Genomic DNA, 16,034 nt, shown 5'->3' with positions numbered 1-16,034 from the left:
TTTGGACATACACCGACTATGGTGTATGTCCAAATGAATTACCTAAAACTCACCGAATATTGAGCTAAGTGGAAGACATTGGCCGCCAAGCAGCGGTATCTCGTCAGGCGCACATAGGGATTCAGTGCCGCCACTGCTGCTGCCTTTACAGGCATCGGCATTGTCGTAGCTGTCGTCCACCACCTCATTGATCCACTGGGTCACCAAATTAAACGCAGTGCCGTGAACAGTACTGCGAGCAATAGGGGGCATGCGGGCAGCTAGGGTTGTCGCCTCGGGCCCCAAGCGATACGGTAAAATAGAGTCTATGGCACTACCTGGGACGATGTCATATTCGCGTCCTCCGCGGCCCTCGGTGCCACTTGCGGTTGGTCCCTTACAAATACCGAAGGTGTCGTTGACCGAGCGGAACACGTCAAGATAGAAGCCGGTGTTCTGCGCTAGACCACGAGGGTTATGGCAATGGCTGCAGTTTACTTCTAGGTATGAGCGCACGCGCTTTTCAATATCTTGATCGCTGCCGGCGGCAAAGCCCGCGTCACCAGGAACATTAAATTTGGGATTACGTTCTACCTCAGTTAAATACTGAGTAGAGGCGTCCAGCGCCAAGTTGCTAGGACAGTTTTTCATCAAACCGTTTTGGCACAGGTATAGCAATTGGTTCTTGCCATTTATGGGGTGAGCGTCTGTGCCGCTAGGCAGGGATGACTCACTGGCGAAGGGACGGTTTAAGTTCCGTGCTTTTGGCCCAATAGGTGCAGCCCCCGTTTCGGCATCGTCATTGGCATGACAGCTCTGACACTGATTGGCGTTCGGTAATGTGTAGCCATCGGTAGAGCCGACGTAATGCTCGCCGCTGTCCACGTCGTGGTAGTCCCAGCTGGCACTGACAACGGCGCCTTGCTGTAGCAAGCGGGCGACTTTTTGGCCATTTTCTACCGCCCATTTATACTCCAAACCTTCCCAGTAAACCTGACCACCGCTGGTTTGACGTTTTATGATCAAACGCGTTTCCACCGGCGTTTCGGTTTGTTTTGGCTCATCGGTAAACGAAAATGTTTTGGCTAAAATTGTGCCAACCGGAAATAGAATAGTCGCATTTGCACTGTCACCGCCGTCGCGATAAGTCGCTTGCTGGCCTTCTGGAATATAGGCCACTCGATATTTAGTAGAGTAGTCAGAAAACAGCTTGGTATTTAGCACGTACGGTACACCTAGACCATTCGGTAGGCTGGTCGGATCTTGTGGGTCGCTAAACAGATGGTATTGATCTAAACGTGGGCAATTGACTCGATAAGCGTCGGCATTAATTTTTCCGTCAGCCACATTAGCTTGGCAAAGCTGATCGATCAATGATTGTGGTGGCGCCGGATCAATATTGCCTGAAGCGACAAACTCCGGTATCACAATCGGTGCTAGGGTTGGCATATTGCTGCCATAGGTTTGCTCGCAAAGATGGGGTGTTAAATCCGTGTCTGCGGGAAAACTTGGCAAGCTGGTAATAATATCTAATATATCTTCTGGTCCACCCGGCGGTAGGTTCACTAGCAGCTCCAAGCCTTCTGTGCCGTGGAAATTGGCAAAGGTTGCGCTGTCACTGTCGAAATTATTATCCGCGTCGATACACGAATACCACCACTGAGGTTTTTTGCGCTCGCCTGCGTCGTTAAACTTGTAGGCGTTGTAGCGACAAGACGGGTTAGGGTATTGGTTGCCCGAGATAGGCTTACCCTCGGTGTCGGCTGGAATTGGCTGGCCTTTACTGTCTTTTGGATAGCCGCAGTCTGGATTGTATTCGTCTTCGTAACCATCCCAAACAATATGTGCGCCGCGATATTGACCGGCGCCAGCGAGCATTTTTAGACCCACCAGCATGGGAAATGCTGATGTAATCTGCTCACCACCAGTATCAATAATGGCGGCAAAGTCAGGCTGCGGTAGGTCGTTACCGTTGTCGGTAAACGTGTTGTTCCAAATGTGTACGCCTTCGCTGTATAAGTCCAAACGACGGTCGCCTGGTACGCCAAATAATTTGTAGCTGGTGTGAACAATACCGGCGGTACCGTTGTTTTCGAAGGTGTTTTCAAATACATCAATTTTGTCGTAACCCATGGTCAACATACCGGTGCCGCGAGGTACGTTAGAGACGATGCTACCGGGTTCGGCAAAGTTGTAAGTGTTGTTATTGCGAGAGATGTTGCGATACATACGGGTGCGGCTGCCGTAGCGCGTTAGGCCGTCTAAATCGTATACCAGGAACCCCCCGGTATTACATTCAGATAGGTTGTCGGCGTATTCGCCTCCGCGCACGTTTTCTATTTCAAAACCGAACACATTATAGGCTGCACGGCTGTTGCGGATGATGGCGTTGTCCGTTTGGCCAACGTAAATGCCAGCGTCGGACGCACCGACTGATTCAGTGTCTTCAACTAGAATATTCTTTGAATTAACCGGGTAAATACCGTAGCGGCCCGATAGTTTACTCACGGTGTAGTCTGGTGAAGTGGTGTCGGTTTCCAGCGGGTTAGGGTTGTCTGGGTTATGCCGAGCAGGATCGGTACAGGCTACATTGAGCTTGGTTTTGTAGTTTGCGGCGGTAATGGTATCTTCGTTTGCTGTGTTTCGACCACTGGACCAGATTGCGCGGACACTGCGCAGCGTACCGTGGTCAACGCCTTGAAGTTTAAATGCGTCCCCGGGCGAGTCAAGAACGGTCAGATCCTCTACCGTGATACCGCGTACGGTGGTGGCTAAAAAGCCTTCTTGAGAGCCGCTGTTTTTAAAAGATAAAACGGTTTTGTCTTTGCCTTGGCCTTTAACCAGAATATCCTCGTTACCCGAAATCTGAATACCTGATGTAAGCTCAAAATAGCCTTCGGCGAATTCGATAACGTCTTTTGGTTTGACTTCAATCATCGCCAATAACATTTGGTTTGTGGCGTCTGGTCCGGGTTGGATCACGAAGGTCCGCCCCAGCGCAACCTCGTCGGGATTCCCCGTGTCAGGGTTGCCCGTATCGGGGGTTTCTGTCTCGGTATTACTGTTAGAGGACGAGCTACTGCTTGAGCCTCCACAGCCGACAAGAGCGATGATTAGCGCTATCAGGGTAAGTTTGATCAATTCTCTATTTAGCGTATGCATTCAATTAAATCCGTATATTTGTTAAACAGAGGAGGCGCTAGCATGATTATTCGCCGCTCAGTTTTAGTATTCCCCAAACTACTATGCTAGCAAGTATAAATTTGCGTACAATGCAAATTCGCGTCGAAAACAGGTTAATTCGTGACAAAACGTTCAGCGACCATAACGACCAACCTGCAATGGGCACAAATGGTTTCTCGGCTTATCGCTGAAGCGTGTCAAGTCGATCAAGAACGCCTATTTGCGGAAGCCAAGCTAAGCTCCGGTGCATGGCAACAACTTACCCGTGTCGATCAAAACGACATTACCGCGCTGTGGAAGGCTGCCGATCGTTTGGGCGCTCCTCCTGATATTGGCCTGGATGTTTTAGAGCACTTTCATTTTCGTACCCTCGGCCCGCTCGCTTTTAAAATGATGGTGGCCACCACTTTTCGGCAATCTATTATCGAGGCGCTCCATCAAGTATCGTTGGTTAGCGAGGCTTGGCAATACGCCTTAAGCGAGCAGGGTAATCTCGCTGTTATGAGTTTTAAGCTGGCTAATCCAAGAATGGAAATTACCCACCATTCCTATGACGCCTTTATCAGTGCCTGCTCCCGGACTATGCAGGATTGTTTTCCCGGTGAAAATTATCGTTTCGCAGAGATCTGGTTTGCTCACCCAGACTATGGTTTGCGAAAAAAATACGAGCAATTATTAGGCTGCGCCTGCAAATTTAATTCGAGTAGCTACGCTATTTGTATAGAGTCGCGGGTGCTCGACTTGCCGCTACCGTCAGCAGATCCCATACTTTACGAATCGCTGGATTCTCGATTAAAACACCAGGCTCTCAACCTCAAAAACCTCAGTGCTAGTATCGAAACCGCTATCCTTTCCTTGATCGATAGCGGCTTAATTCCCAGTCGTAAAACCATCGCGGACAAGCTGGGCATGGGAGAGCGCACCTTGCTTCGGCGATTGCAGGATGAAGACATCACCTACAAAGAAATTCAGGAGCAAGTTTTTGAAAAACTTGCGTTGCACTGGTTAAAGCGCAACGAATCCATGAACTATATCGCCGAGAAACTGGGCTACTCAGATGCTGCCTCGTTTAGAAAAATGCTTAAACGCAGAACCGGACTCAGCATCCGTGAACTTAGAGCCTCTTTGCTTGAATAACGCTATCCCTTTTTATTAACCTTACCGCTGTCTCGCCGTGCTTATCCTATAGATTGGTATTCAGAATTAAACGTTTGAACACCACTGCATTGTGATCCTCTAAATCCCGCTCAGGTTCCTCTGCCAATGTAATGTTTGGGAAGCGTTTAAACATCTCTCCCAAGGTTAAATACAGTTGGCGCTTGGCCAGTGCGGCGCCGATACAGAAACGCGGGCCATAGCCAAATAGCACATCAGGTTCAAACTTCCGTTTCACATCGAGTTTTTCGGGGTTGCTGAAATAGGCAGGGTCGTGATCTTTAAGGTGCGGCATCATTAACACCATTTGGCCTTTCTTCACGTCTTGACCAAGCAATTGCATATCACTCGGCGCATAGCGCGCAAAGCCCATTTTTGAATTGCCCGACCAGCGCATAATTTCACTGAAGGCATTCGAAAAAGCATCCGCAGACTCTAGCGCCAATGGCACTTGGTCAGGACTTTTCAATAGCGCATAGACTGACCATTGTTGAGCAATCAGAGTGGTGTCTGCGCCCGCGCCGATCAAGGCGAGAATCAGAGTAATAACGTCCCACTCATTAAAACTGTCGTTTTCCGCTTCAATTTTTAGCAAGGCGCTTAGAAAGTCACCTTCCTTCGGATTTTCACGACGCTCAGCAATGACCACCTGCAGTATATCGATGGCCTTGTTGCTGTCTTCTTGCGCTCGAAGGCGACGCTCTTCCGATATTGTCGGGTTCCATGTTTCAGTAAAAGTCTGGGTGACTCGCTTCATTTCTGGCCAGTATTTCTCTGGCACGCCAACCATGGCGGTAATGGAAATAAAGGGGATGTGCTGGGCGACCTCGGTGATGTAGTCAAAGGACTCTGGCGTGCCTATATCGTCAAAAAGGCGTTTAACATGCGGCTCTATTTGGCGCTGGATATTTTCGACCACATTCCGCGAAAATGCCGGTGAGGTGATGCGACGAACCAAACGGTGATGATCGGGATCGGCAAGTAGGCTATGGCCGACCAGCGCTTTTTCGAATTTATTCCAGTTCTCTTCGGTGGGGCGCGGCGGGGCAAACTCCCAGTCATAAAAGTCCGAAGAGAGGTATTCGCGCTTCCAGCAATCCATGATGTCTGGCATTTGGGTCATGATCCATGCTTGCCATGGCGCATACCACACCAATGGTCCCCGCTCGGCCATCGCAAGGCACTGCGGCGCGGGGTTTTCCGCGTATGACTGTGAGTTAGGATCGAATAGGGATTCGATGGGGGGCAGGGCGGTTGCACTTTCTGACATGATAGATTCTCTCCCGTGACGCACTAGGCGGCGCAGATTGTTATTGTTGCCGATGATTTTTAGGCGCTTGCAAAAAAATATACTCCAGTGTAATTTTATTCTCAAGTTACTTAATAATTATAAATGCAATCTGGAGATTCTCGGCATGAAAGATTTCACGAACAAAGTGGCAGTGATTACCGGCGGCGCCAGCGGTGTTGGGCGGGCGATAGCGCATCTGCTCGCCAAAGAAGGCGCCAGGGTTGTTATTGCTGATATTGAGGCCAAGGCACTTGATCGCACAGTATCTGAACTAGAAGCCCTTGGCTGTGAGTGCATGGGCCAGCGTGCCGATGTAACCGACGCCACTTCAATGAATGCCCTAGTAGATGCGGTAATGGCGCGTTTCGGGGCGATGCACTTAGTGTTTGCGAATGCGGGCGTGGGTACAGGCGAAGCGGGCAATATGTGGGATTACGAGCTGAATGATTGGGAGTGGGGTTTTAGGGTAAACACTTGGGGGCTAATCCATTCGATCAATGCCTTTCTGCCTAAATTGGTCGCCCAGAATGAAGAGGCGCACTTTGTGGTGACTGGCTCAGGCAATGGCGCTTTCTTAATGTTGCCGAACACGCCAATTTACACTGCTAGCAAAGCTGCTGTTCAGGCCATTACCGAGAATCTGCATTATCAGCTTCAAGCAATGCAGTCGCCGGTTAAGGTGAATGCCTTATTCCCCGGCCCCCATGTTGTGAATACCGGTATATTCAACTCAGAGCGCAACCGTCCAGACTCCTTGCCGGGAAATCCCGACAAGCCAGATTCTGGTATTCACTCAGTAGAAGACATGAAGGCAATAATGGCGCAGTACGATATGCAGCTACAAACAACCGAGCCAGATGAAGTTGCCGCCTTCGCCATACAAGGGCTGAGGGACGAGAGCTTCTGGATTTCGCCTATGTCAGACAAGGCAAGGGCTGGCTTCATCGCCAGGGTGGACAGTATTTTAAATAGAACTACCCCGACGGTACCTGACGTTTTGTAGTGAAGTATCTGTGGAACTGGTTTTGCACTGTGGCTGCCCCTCAGGGTGGTCGCAGTTTGGTTCTTGACTTGCGTCTGCGTTACTATTCCATCCCAAATTAGGGTTTTAAGGTGAATATTTTGCCAGTCATACAGCTTGGTCGCAGAGAAAGAAAGAAAAAGGCCGTTCGCGAAAATATCTGTGAGCAAACCCTACACCTGATTAGTCGTTACGGCGTGGAAGGGATCACTATTGATGCTATTTGCGATTGTGTCGATATCGCCAAAAAGACTTTTTACAACTACTACAGTTCCAAGCACGACTTACTGGTAGATATTTGTCAGGCGGAATTGTTGCAACGTACCAATGACTTGATCACTGAAGCCATAGCGCAAAGCGATGATTTAGGCGCGCAGCTAGAGTTTGTGCTTGGTGTGCTCGCCACTAGGAATAGCACTGCCAGCAAATTAGAGCGGGAGCTAATCGGCTATTTAGTTAGCTCATTGTCGACCAATATGAATCAAGGTGCTGGTCAACTGCAGTTTATGAATGACTGTTTTTTCAGGCTCTACGATCACAGTAAGGCGCAACTGAAAGCTGGGCTTAGCCCACAGTTTTGTGCGGAAATGACTGTCGGTATGACCAATGTGATTACGCTGAATTGGCTACATGATGACAATTACGATACGTTGGCGCGGTTTCAGTCTCTGCAATTGTATTTGAGGAATAGCATGTTGAAATGAATCGTCGCTAGTTTTGCTCTTTGTTATTGAATCTTTCTGCAGAACATTACGACTATCTCTTCGGGTGCGTCAGTTGTTGGCTAATAACTGAGCGAGTAACTTGTGTTCATATTTTTAATCAGCTTTATGTCGTAAATTAATTACCTCCTCACAGCTTCAGCAAAATACCTAAGAACAGTCAGCTGATATCGCAATGGTTTATGCATTTCAACGTGTAATCTAATACTTTATATCGACAAACGGGCCAGAACCACCGTCGATACCAAGTTTCATTAATAAATCCCATTGCTCCAGAGTTTTAATGCCGTCAGCGTATACTTTAGTGCCAATACTATGAAACATAATGGCAAGACATCTTGCTAATACTTGATTTCTCTCAGAAATTTGGATGTCCATTGTTATGGTACTGTCCAGAGTGATGAAGGCAATGCCACAGTCAAAAATACTTGCCATGTTTTCTAAATGTAGGCCAGCGCCGGTTAGTCCGATAAGATAGTTTTTTTCATGTAGATGCTCGCAAATACGCTTAAACTCGGCAAAGTTTTGCGTAGCGAAATATTCTGGTATTTCAATGCAGGTGCCGGCGGGGAAGCTAGGTTCGAAATTATCTGGAAGATGCGATTTACTTTCATAGTATTTAAGCGTGATTGGTGACGGTGCAAACGCAATAGGATGTCTGAGTTGATCGTTAACGGTATACATCTTTTCAAGTGCTGCATGGTCAAACTGAAACCCCCGTTGAAGGCGAGCGACCCAGGTATATAGTTGACGACGGCTTATTGCATTTTCACCATTCGCATGACTGCATGTTAATTTGCTGTAAAGAAACTGACCGTCACGGGAAAGTACCGTATCGCTATCTATTTCTAGCTTCTTACCGTCAATAATGTCGTCGATTATTTTCTGCCAATATTTCGAGTCCTTAATACTACTACTACTTTCATCGTCATATGTTATTTCAATGTTAGAGGCTCTCTTGCTCTCCGCTAAGCAGAGAGCTTGATCAACTATGCTCAGTGTATGTGCGATACTTTCGTTGGCGTAATACTGATGTGCCGCAGTGGGAATGATGACTTCGTCTTGTAAATCGAATTCTTGTAATTTGGCGAGTAAGGCATAGTAGACTTCCTTTGCTAATGCGCCAGCGGATTTTTGATCGGGAGCTAGAACCGCAAAATCAGATCCATTTAAACGTCCAGAAATCCATTGTTCATGCTCTGTCGATAGGTTTCTGAGTAATTCTCCAAATTGTTTTAGAAGTAAGTCGACAATACTTCGCCCTTCATTTCTATTAAGATCCTGTAAATTGTGTATTCGAAATATAACAAGACTGCCATGATCACTTGCTTCAAGGCTACTTAGGCTTTGGCGCATCAGCATAAGGAAGTGCTCCCGGCTATGTAGCCCCGTAATAGGGTCTATTTGATTTTCTAATTGCATTTTAATTAATTGGGATGATTCTTCTTCAAAAAAATACTTAATGCTATCGGTTAGCGAATTCATTGCGATAACAAGTTCACGAAACTCCAGCGTGCGAGGCAGGGATACCGTTAGAAAACGACGGTTTTTGAGTGCATGGGATTGTTCTACAACACTGTGCAGGGGGGTGGTGATAGCTTTAAGAATTAAGTGACCAATTAGGCCGAAGACTAAGGCAGCAGCCGTGAAGTACATTAGCAAGTTCAAAGCTGTGTTCCATACTGCTTGATAAGCAAAGCTAGGATCACTTTGTACCTCAATCTCACCGAGTTGTTTCCATCCGGCTTGAACTGACGCAACAGCGACATCTGATTTAATACTAAAGATACGCTGGAACCACTGAGCCGGAATTGATGTGGCGAGAGGCCGAGTGAGTTCTATTATAGTCTCACCTTCAGGGCTTAAATAACGAAGTCGCTGATAGTGTCCGCTGTCAAATTGAGCACTTATTAGCAGTTCTACCATAGTATGGTCGTCTGCAAGTTGGCTCGCGGCTAAAGCTAAGTTATTGGCGTTATCTATGTTTTTAATATGGAGTTGTCGTTCCATATTACTTTTTATGGTTAACGTACCGATACCAAAACTACCAAGAAATGCCAAGAGCATTAAAATGGCAATCGAAAGCCATAGTTGTTTATATAGTGACATCGTCGTTTCCTAAGGTCTTAATCCAAACCTTCATCATGAATTTTTGCTAACGTTTTTTGCCAGCGTGATAAGCGTGATTTCGGGTCATAGCTACTTGCTTGCGCTGCGTTACCAACCCATAAGCGCTCACTATTGAAGCCAAATACGGGTGTTAAATCAGGACGTTGGCTGGCTGGCCGAATGTTCGGGTATAAATTGTCCAGAATAAGTGGGGTCGCCGCTGGCGACTCGTAGTAGCTAAGCACCATATGCGCCTGACTTATTTTGCTGGATGCGGCGCCAATCCTCGCCTTTACATAGGTTAGTCTCAGTTTATCTAAAGGTATGCCTAGTAATCTCAAAGCCACAAACTTAGCAATGGTGAAATCCTCACAATCGCCAGCGCCTTTACCTATAGTTTCTAACGGCGAAGCCCAATAGTCATTTTCTCCCCAAAGACTAATGTCATCTCTAAACTGGATGTTGTCGTTGAAGAAATCATTGACCATTTTTAGTTTTGTGTCGGTGTCAGCGTCACTAAGATTTACAAGGAGGCGAGTGAATTCAACAGCGAGTGAATTTGCGTTTGCGCCATATTGAGAAGACGCTAGACGTTCAAATTGTTCAAAATTCGCAATGCCGAAGACATTTAGGGACGTTAAGGCGGCAAGAAGCAGCCAAAGTAATATTCTGGAGATACGATGTGTTCTGTATATTCTTATACAAAACACGTGGTGTATGTAAAAAAGTGTTGGCTGATAGACATTGTTATGTCCGATACCGAGATTGTTTTATGTGGTGGTGCCCACATACACTTGGTTTGTTGACGCTTTGGTACGGTTTTACATGCATAGCGATAAAAATGCATCGTACTAAGGTACTAGGTATGAATTCCTGGCTTTTTTTTATGTGGGCTCGCATTGTTTCCTTTACAGAATAGCTCTCGGTGTCGAAAGCACAGCGCCGCAATATGTGTTGATTCACCCATAAACTAGCAGGGAAATTGAGCCACAAGATGGCCAAAAGGAGCGCTCTTGGCGGTATAACTTTAAGTTCCAATCGGGGTTTTACCCATAACATGGCCGCGAGTTCACCCATATTGTGGTCGTAACGTCACATTAGCGGACGTAAAAAGTCTGGGCAGGCTAATACCTTGGCTGCATACACCCGCGTATTATCCAATCCAATTGCTATGGTACGAGTACTAGCGGGGAAAGACGGTCAAGAAGCTTATAATTAGTTGTCTTTAGTCTGTATATCAAATAAGGCGTTAAAATATATGACATCGACGGATCATCAATATGATACTTTTTGGCCGCGTTTTTGGGCGTTGTTAGTTGATGGATTATTGTTCTTTCCGTTAATGTTTCTTGAGGACTTTATCTACGAAGGCAATAATTCTAAAAATCTAGTTTTTGGGGTGTATTTTTTATTCGGTGCGGTTAGTTACAGTCTTTATAGGATAGTGATGCATGGTAAGTATGGCCAAACACTAGGGAAAATGCTTCTGAAGGTGAAAGCAAGGTCAATACATGGAGGCTCCATGAATTATCGTCAAGCTTTGCTAAGAGAAATCGTTCCGCTGGGCTTCTCAGTAGTGATTGCTTTGTTATCGGCGAGCGCAATTTACTCGGGTGCAACTCCCCATAATGCGTCTGAGCTTATTCCAATCGCTCGGTGGTTCGACTGGGGGGCAACTTTATGGGTTGTCATCGATATAATGACATTTTTCTCAAGTTACCAGTGTCGAGCGCTTCATGATTTCATAGGTAAGACTATCGTATATCGAATTTAATCAGTGGCCTTGTTCAAAGAAGCAATTTATTTGGGGATTACCTTTCTGGCTCAGAAAATATGGCTTTAGGCAAGTAATATGACAGTGTCGTCACAAAAGCCGTCATACGTTTGAGTTCTGCGCTAGACTGGTATCGACCCAAAGCGGACATAAAAATTCTTCGTACTAGTGACGTCTTGAAAATTACAAACATAAAATTGCTGTGCCTGAATAATAGCTCCACCATTAAACCATGGAGGTTAATTTAAAGGTATGAGTCTTGCGGGAATACGTTCAAATAGAGGGGATACATATCAGCGGTCCGTAGCGCTTTATTGGGTTGTTGAGATGCTAATGGATGAGAATATTGCTGGCATTCAAGTCGATGCAGTCGCGTTACCTGACGAGGATTACCTCATTTATGGTGATGATATCGTCATTTTATTCAGCAATGGTAATAAACGCTTCCTCCAGGCCAAAGTCAATCAGACTGATCACCAATACTGGAAACTTACGGACACTGTTTTAAAGAAGGAGCTGATTTCTGCAAGAGACCAACTTCTTGTGGAGGCTGATTGCGACTTTCATTTTTATTCGCGAACGCCATTTAACTTACTACAGCGCCTCATCGAGGAAGCTAATCTTTATCCCGATTACCAGTCTTTTCTTAGAGTAGCTCCGCAGAGGCAGAAGGATACTTTGAGTGACCTCGCCACATTGTGGGAGAACGACCAGGCGAATGCATTTGCATTAGTGAAACGCATAGGTATTGGAGACCACCATTCTTCTGAGGGCTGGCAAAGGCTTAGCCTTGGATTGCTACATGCAAATTTTTCTCAGTCAGAGACTGCACTTAAACTTATTTATAATTATGTTGATCGCCAGCATAGCAAATTAGGCGACCCTCAATTTGTGATAGACCGTCAAGTTGTTATTGGTATGCTTGAAAGGCATGGTATTTATCATGTTCTTGGTTTTAATGAAAAGGTAGTTATAGAGGCATTTCGAGAATTTTCATTACAGGGACGCCAGTGGGTCCGAACCATTGGTGGAGCTAAGATAATTCGATCTGAGCTTGAGTTATTAACGGACGCAGTTCATAGAGGCGTATCTTCGGTGTTATTAGAGGATATAGCCGGTGGAGGAAAAACATGTATTTTGTTGGATTTAATGGAATATTTGGATGCCCAAACTGATATTGCTACCTTATTTATAAAAGGTGATCTTTTCGCATCAATTGATTCACTTAATGACTTGGTGGAGTCTGGGTTGCCGCCAAACTTTATTGCTCAGAGCGCACATCTGGCAGGAAAGTGCCGTCTTGTTGTTATTATTGATTCACTGGATGTACTAGCAGTTGGGCGGAGCCACAAAAGCCTCCGGTGTTTTCTTGGTTTGATTGCAAGTCTCTCCGTTGTTCCAAATATCACATTGATTGCGGCTAGTCGTTCTTTTGATGCGCAATATGACCCTTTGTTACGTGAGGCGTCATGGGCTGAAACGGTGACGGTTGAACCTCTATCGTTCAATGATGATATTGCACCACTGTTAATTGAGTGGGGAGTTAACCCCGATGAAATAAGTGCTACGTTGAAGGGCTTATTACTGATTCCACAGAATGTGCGCCTGTTTTATGTGCTAATCCAGAGAGGAATGAGGCTGCCAGACATTGAAGAGCACGACCTTTACGAACTATACATTCGGGAGCTAATAGAGAACGACGAATACCTAGGCGCTGAAGTTGTGGAGGCACTTCAAAATATTGCTGTTGGCTTGCTGGCACAACGCAGTTATAAATTCCCAAGAAACCTACTGGGCGTCAACCCTCAACAATTACAGCGCTTACTAAGCCAAGAAGTGATTGCTGAGGTTAGCCCTCATCAATTGATGTTCAGTCATCAGACGCTGGCTGATGCACTTCGTATCCGACAGGCTCAGGTAAATGGTGTGGACTTGAAACGGTTTGTCACCTCACAGCCTCAGCTGCCCTTTATTAGGCCCGCTGTTAGAGCATTTATCCTAACACTTAGATCAAATCAGCCAGACCAATTTACAAAACAACTGCGTCAATTTTTATTAGACGACAATATTTCAATGCACTTAAAGAGGTTGGCTATTGAGACTTTGGCAGAAATGGCCGCAAGAGAGGATGACCTTGCGATCATATCGGTGTTGTCGTCAAAACTACCAACTATATTTAGCCGGTTTCTCGACAGGGCTAATGGAAGGGATTGGTTTTTATTGCTACATAATCACTGGTTGTCGACGGCTAATATATCCTCTTTAGGGGATAGCGTTGGTGTTGTTCTACGCTATTTTTCACAGTTTTTGGATGGTTATGAGGAATGGATAATTGCGATTTGGAATCGTGCTCTTGATGAGCGGTGGTTACCAATTGATAATTTAGTTTGGTCTATATCATCAGATATCAGAAAGCTAAAAAAGTGGGATGCTCCCGGAGTTGGCCTACTTTTAGAGAAACTTTTATCTGCCAATGAGGGTGAACGAGATGATGTTGGTCGCGCGATCTGCCAGTATGTTGACGCGACGGGGGATGGTGACGAGTTATTGTGGCGATACATTATCCGTGATGCGGAACCCATTGCTGAAATTCGTCGTGGTCGGGAGTTAAAGCTCAACTGCCAACGGCACGATCTTTTGAATGAAGGATATTTAGAGAACCGACTAAAACAGTCAGATATTCTATTTGGTTGTGCAATGGAGTATATACTGCAATTTTCTCAGGGATTTGTACCCGAGGACGATCATTATCCGTTCGAGTCCAACCTGTTAGATGCAACATCCTACAATCAGCGTCATACAAACTACGATATGCTGCCGCACGATTCAATTCACGAATTTTTAGATGCCGTTGAATCAGCAATGAAAATTAGGGCGCAGAGCAATGACCCTCGTTGGAAAGAATTTGAAACTCGCTTGCGAGTAAGTCGAGAGTTAGGTGTACGTTATTTATTATGCGAAACATATTTATTTAATATCCCAGACCATATTGAAGGAATAGAAGGCCAGCTTATAGACAGTGAGCTTTTGCGCTATGGCCATATGGAATATGAATTAGGAATGCTGGCGTCAAGGGCTTACCCCTATATATCTCACACAGCACAGGAGCAACATCAACGATTACTTATAGGATTGTATGATGATCTAGAGGATGGATATGACTGGATAGAGCGGAATATATATCAACACTTAGCGTGGGTGCCCGCCATATACAGACTGCCTGAACTGAATGATTTCTTTGGAAAATGTGAAAAGGCGTATGGCGCTATTCTTCCTGAACCATCAATCGGTGCCAGCGGCGGAATGGTGCGGTCTCCAGTATCTTCAGAAAAATTAATCGAATTAAACCATATAACGCTGATTAAACTATTTCGTCATTATAATGAATATGATGGATGGGGTGTCAGGCTTTCAGAGGGCCTTGTCGGTGGACGAGAGAGCTTGAATGGCGCTTTAAGCACCGCAGCATCGTGGGTGCCAATGCATTTTGTTCCGCTAATTCCAATGATTGATCGTTCCTCTTTATCTACCAGTTACATTTATTCAATTATTGATGGTCTAGCATCTCATTTAAGGTGTCGCTTTGGAAATCTCAGTAATTCAAACTGGAAAGCTATTGACCCTTTACCTGAGGGAAACATGCTTGCGAAAACTGTACTGGATTTAGTTGAGCAGTACTGTGGCGATGACTACCGTGGATATACTTCCTCCAGAGCTATCGAAGCTTGCGGTACAGTTTTAGATGACGATCAATCACTTGAAAGGATTTATTTCCAATTATGGCGGCTAGGTTTGCACCCAAGCCCGGAACCTGAAAAGGATGAAGAGGCACATAGCCTTATTAATGCCGGAATTAACTCTGTTCGTGGAACTGCCGCTGAAACCTTATTGATGATATGCAACGACCGCCTGGATAGGGGAAAACCAGTAACGGACGAGCTACAGCAGTTACTTATCCGCTATGCAAAAGATCCTTCAATCGTAGTGCGTGCAACTTTTCTCCGAAGGTTTCCTTATTTTCATAGTAAAGAGGCTGATCTAGGCTGGAGATTAGTTAACCTGCTGGTTACAAGTGCAAAACCGAGATTAATAAAGCACTTGGAGAGAACTCTGTATTATCAATATCACTCCCACTTTGACAGCGTTAAACCTTATATAGAGCTTCTTAAGACGGTTGATGATGAGAAAAGCTCTGCTGCTTGGGGACGCTTGGCTACACTCTCTTTTCTATCAGGTCATATGGATGAAGATGAGCTCTGGGAAGGCGTTCATGAACGTAATGAGGCCGTTGTGGAAGGCATCGGGCAGGTATTCGTTGCAAATCTAAACTGCACCAAAAGCTCGTCAGTTTGTATAGAGGGTTTATCTCGTTTGATGCAAACTGATACATCAAAATCAGTTTTTACTGAATTTGAACGTTCTCTGGATAATCAGGACCAAATAAGATTTGTGCCTTTTTCTTTGATCAAGTTGTTCATTGCTAAAGCGCCGATAGAGCATGTTCGAGAAATCGACAGCACATTTAATTGGTTAGAAAAAAACGTTGCGTCTGAGCCCATTAGCATCCTAGAAGTATTGGAAGATTTGGTAGAGCGTTTATCTGACCTACCTAGCCACATTTATTTTCACCGCCCTGATGCGCTGCTCACGACGCTAAAGTTACTTCTTCAAGAAGCCGATTTATCAGATGATGATGATTTTATCGATAGAGTGTTGTCAGTTCAGGATTGGTTTCTTAATCATGGGGTCACAGAGCTAGAGGCGTTACTTGCATAGTTTAACTTACTAATCATTAGGTGG

The 16,034-nt window shown here is 45.5% G+C and carries 9 protein-coding genes; 5 read left to right on the top strand and 4 right to left on the bottom strand.

All coding sequences use genetic code 11. The features are described from left to right. Positions 1-42: 42 nt before the first annotated feature. The gene (locus O9X78_RS13675; RefSeq protein ID WP_269620268.1) at positions 43-3,141 is read right to left on the bottom strand and encodes a parallel beta-helix domain-containing protein; all 3,099 of its coding nucleotides are present in this window, start codon (positions 3,139-3,141) and stop codon (positions 43-45) included. A 141-nt stretch (positions 3,142-3,282) separates the two neighbouring features. On the opposite strand from O9X78_RS13675, the gene O9X78_RS13670 reads away from it, so the two are divergent. Then, positions 3,283-4,299 (top strand): AraC family transcriptional regulator, encoded by a 1,017-nt coding sequence (locus tag O9X78_RS13670; protein WP_269620267.1) that lies wholly within the window; start codon positions 3,283-3,285, stop codon positions 4,297-4,299. A 46-nt stretch (positions 4,300-4,345) separates the two neighbouring features. Here the strand turns inward: O9X78_RS13670 and O9X78_RS13665 are convergent, their stop codons facing one another. Continuing rightward, positions 4,346-5,587, bottom strand: a complete 1,242-nt coding sequence (locus O9X78_RS13665) for a cytochrome P450 (RefSeq protein ID WP_269620266.1) — start codon at positions 5,585-5,587, stop codon at positions 4,346-4,348. A 145-nt stretch (positions 5,588-5,732) separates the two neighbouring features. Between O9X78_RS13665 and O9X78_RS13660 the strand changes: the two genes are divergently transcribed. Continuing rightward, the gene (locus tag O9X78_RS13660) at positions 5,733-6,611 is read left to right on the top strand and encodes an SDR family NAD(P)-dependent oxidoreductase (protein ID WP_269620265.1); all 879 of its coding nucleotides are present in this window, start codon (positions 5,733-5,735) and stop codon (positions 6,609-6,611) included. Positions 6,612-6,730: 119 nt separating this feature from the next. Beyond that, positions 6,731-7,333, top strand: a complete 603-nt coding sequence (locus tag O9X78_RS13655; protein WP_269620264.1) for a TetR/AcrR family transcriptional regulator — start codon at positions 6,731-6,733, stop codon at positions 7,331-7,333. 219 nt (positions 7,334-7,552) lie between these two features. On the opposite strand, the gene O9X78_RS13650 is transcribed toward O9X78_RS13655, so the two are convergent. Together O9X78_RS13650 and O9X78_RS13645 are read right to left on the bottom strand one after the other, a co-directional pair. Further along, positions 7,553-9,460 (bottom strand): bifunctional diguanylate cyclase/phosphodiesterase, encoded by a 1,908-nt coding sequence (locus O9X78_RS13650; RefSeq protein ID WP_269620263.1) that lies wholly within the window; start codon positions 9,458-9,460, stop codon positions 7,553-7,555. A 17-nt stretch (positions 9,461-9,477) separates the two neighbouring features. Then, positions 9,478-10,170: a transglutaminase-like cysteine peptidase gene (locus O9X78_RS13645; protein WP_269620262.1), complete on the bottom strand. Its 693-nt coding sequence runs from the start codon at positions 10,168-10,170 to the stop codon at positions 9,478-9,480. A 548-nt stretch (positions 10,171-10,718) separates the two neighbouring features. On the opposite strand from O9X78_RS13645, the gene O9X78_RS13640 reads away from it, so the two are divergent. Together O9X78_RS13640 and O9X78_RS13635 are read left to right on the top strand one after the other, a co-directional pair. After that, positions 10,719-11,234 (top strand): RDD family protein, encoded by a 516-nt coding sequence (locus O9X78_RS13640; RefSeq protein ID WP_269620261.1) that lies wholly within the window; start codon positions 10,719-10,721, stop codon positions 11,232-11,234. 333 nt (positions 11,235-11,567) lie between these two features. Continuing rightward, on the top strand, positions 11,568-16,010 hold the full coding sequence (locus O9X78_RS13635; protein ID WP_269620260.1) for an NACHT domain-containing protein: 4,443 nt from the start codon (positions 11,568-11,570) through the stop codon (positions 16,008-16,010). Positions 16,011-16,034: the final 24 nt, after the last annotated feature.

The sequence above is a fragment of the Zhongshania aquatica genome (assembly GCF_027257955.1).
Taxonomy (GTDB): Bacteria; Pseudomonadota; Gammaproteobacteria; order Pseudomonadales; family Spongiibacteraceae; genus Spongiibacter; species Spongiibacter aquatica.
This window is presented reverse-complemented; position numbering and strand designations above follow the sequence as displayed.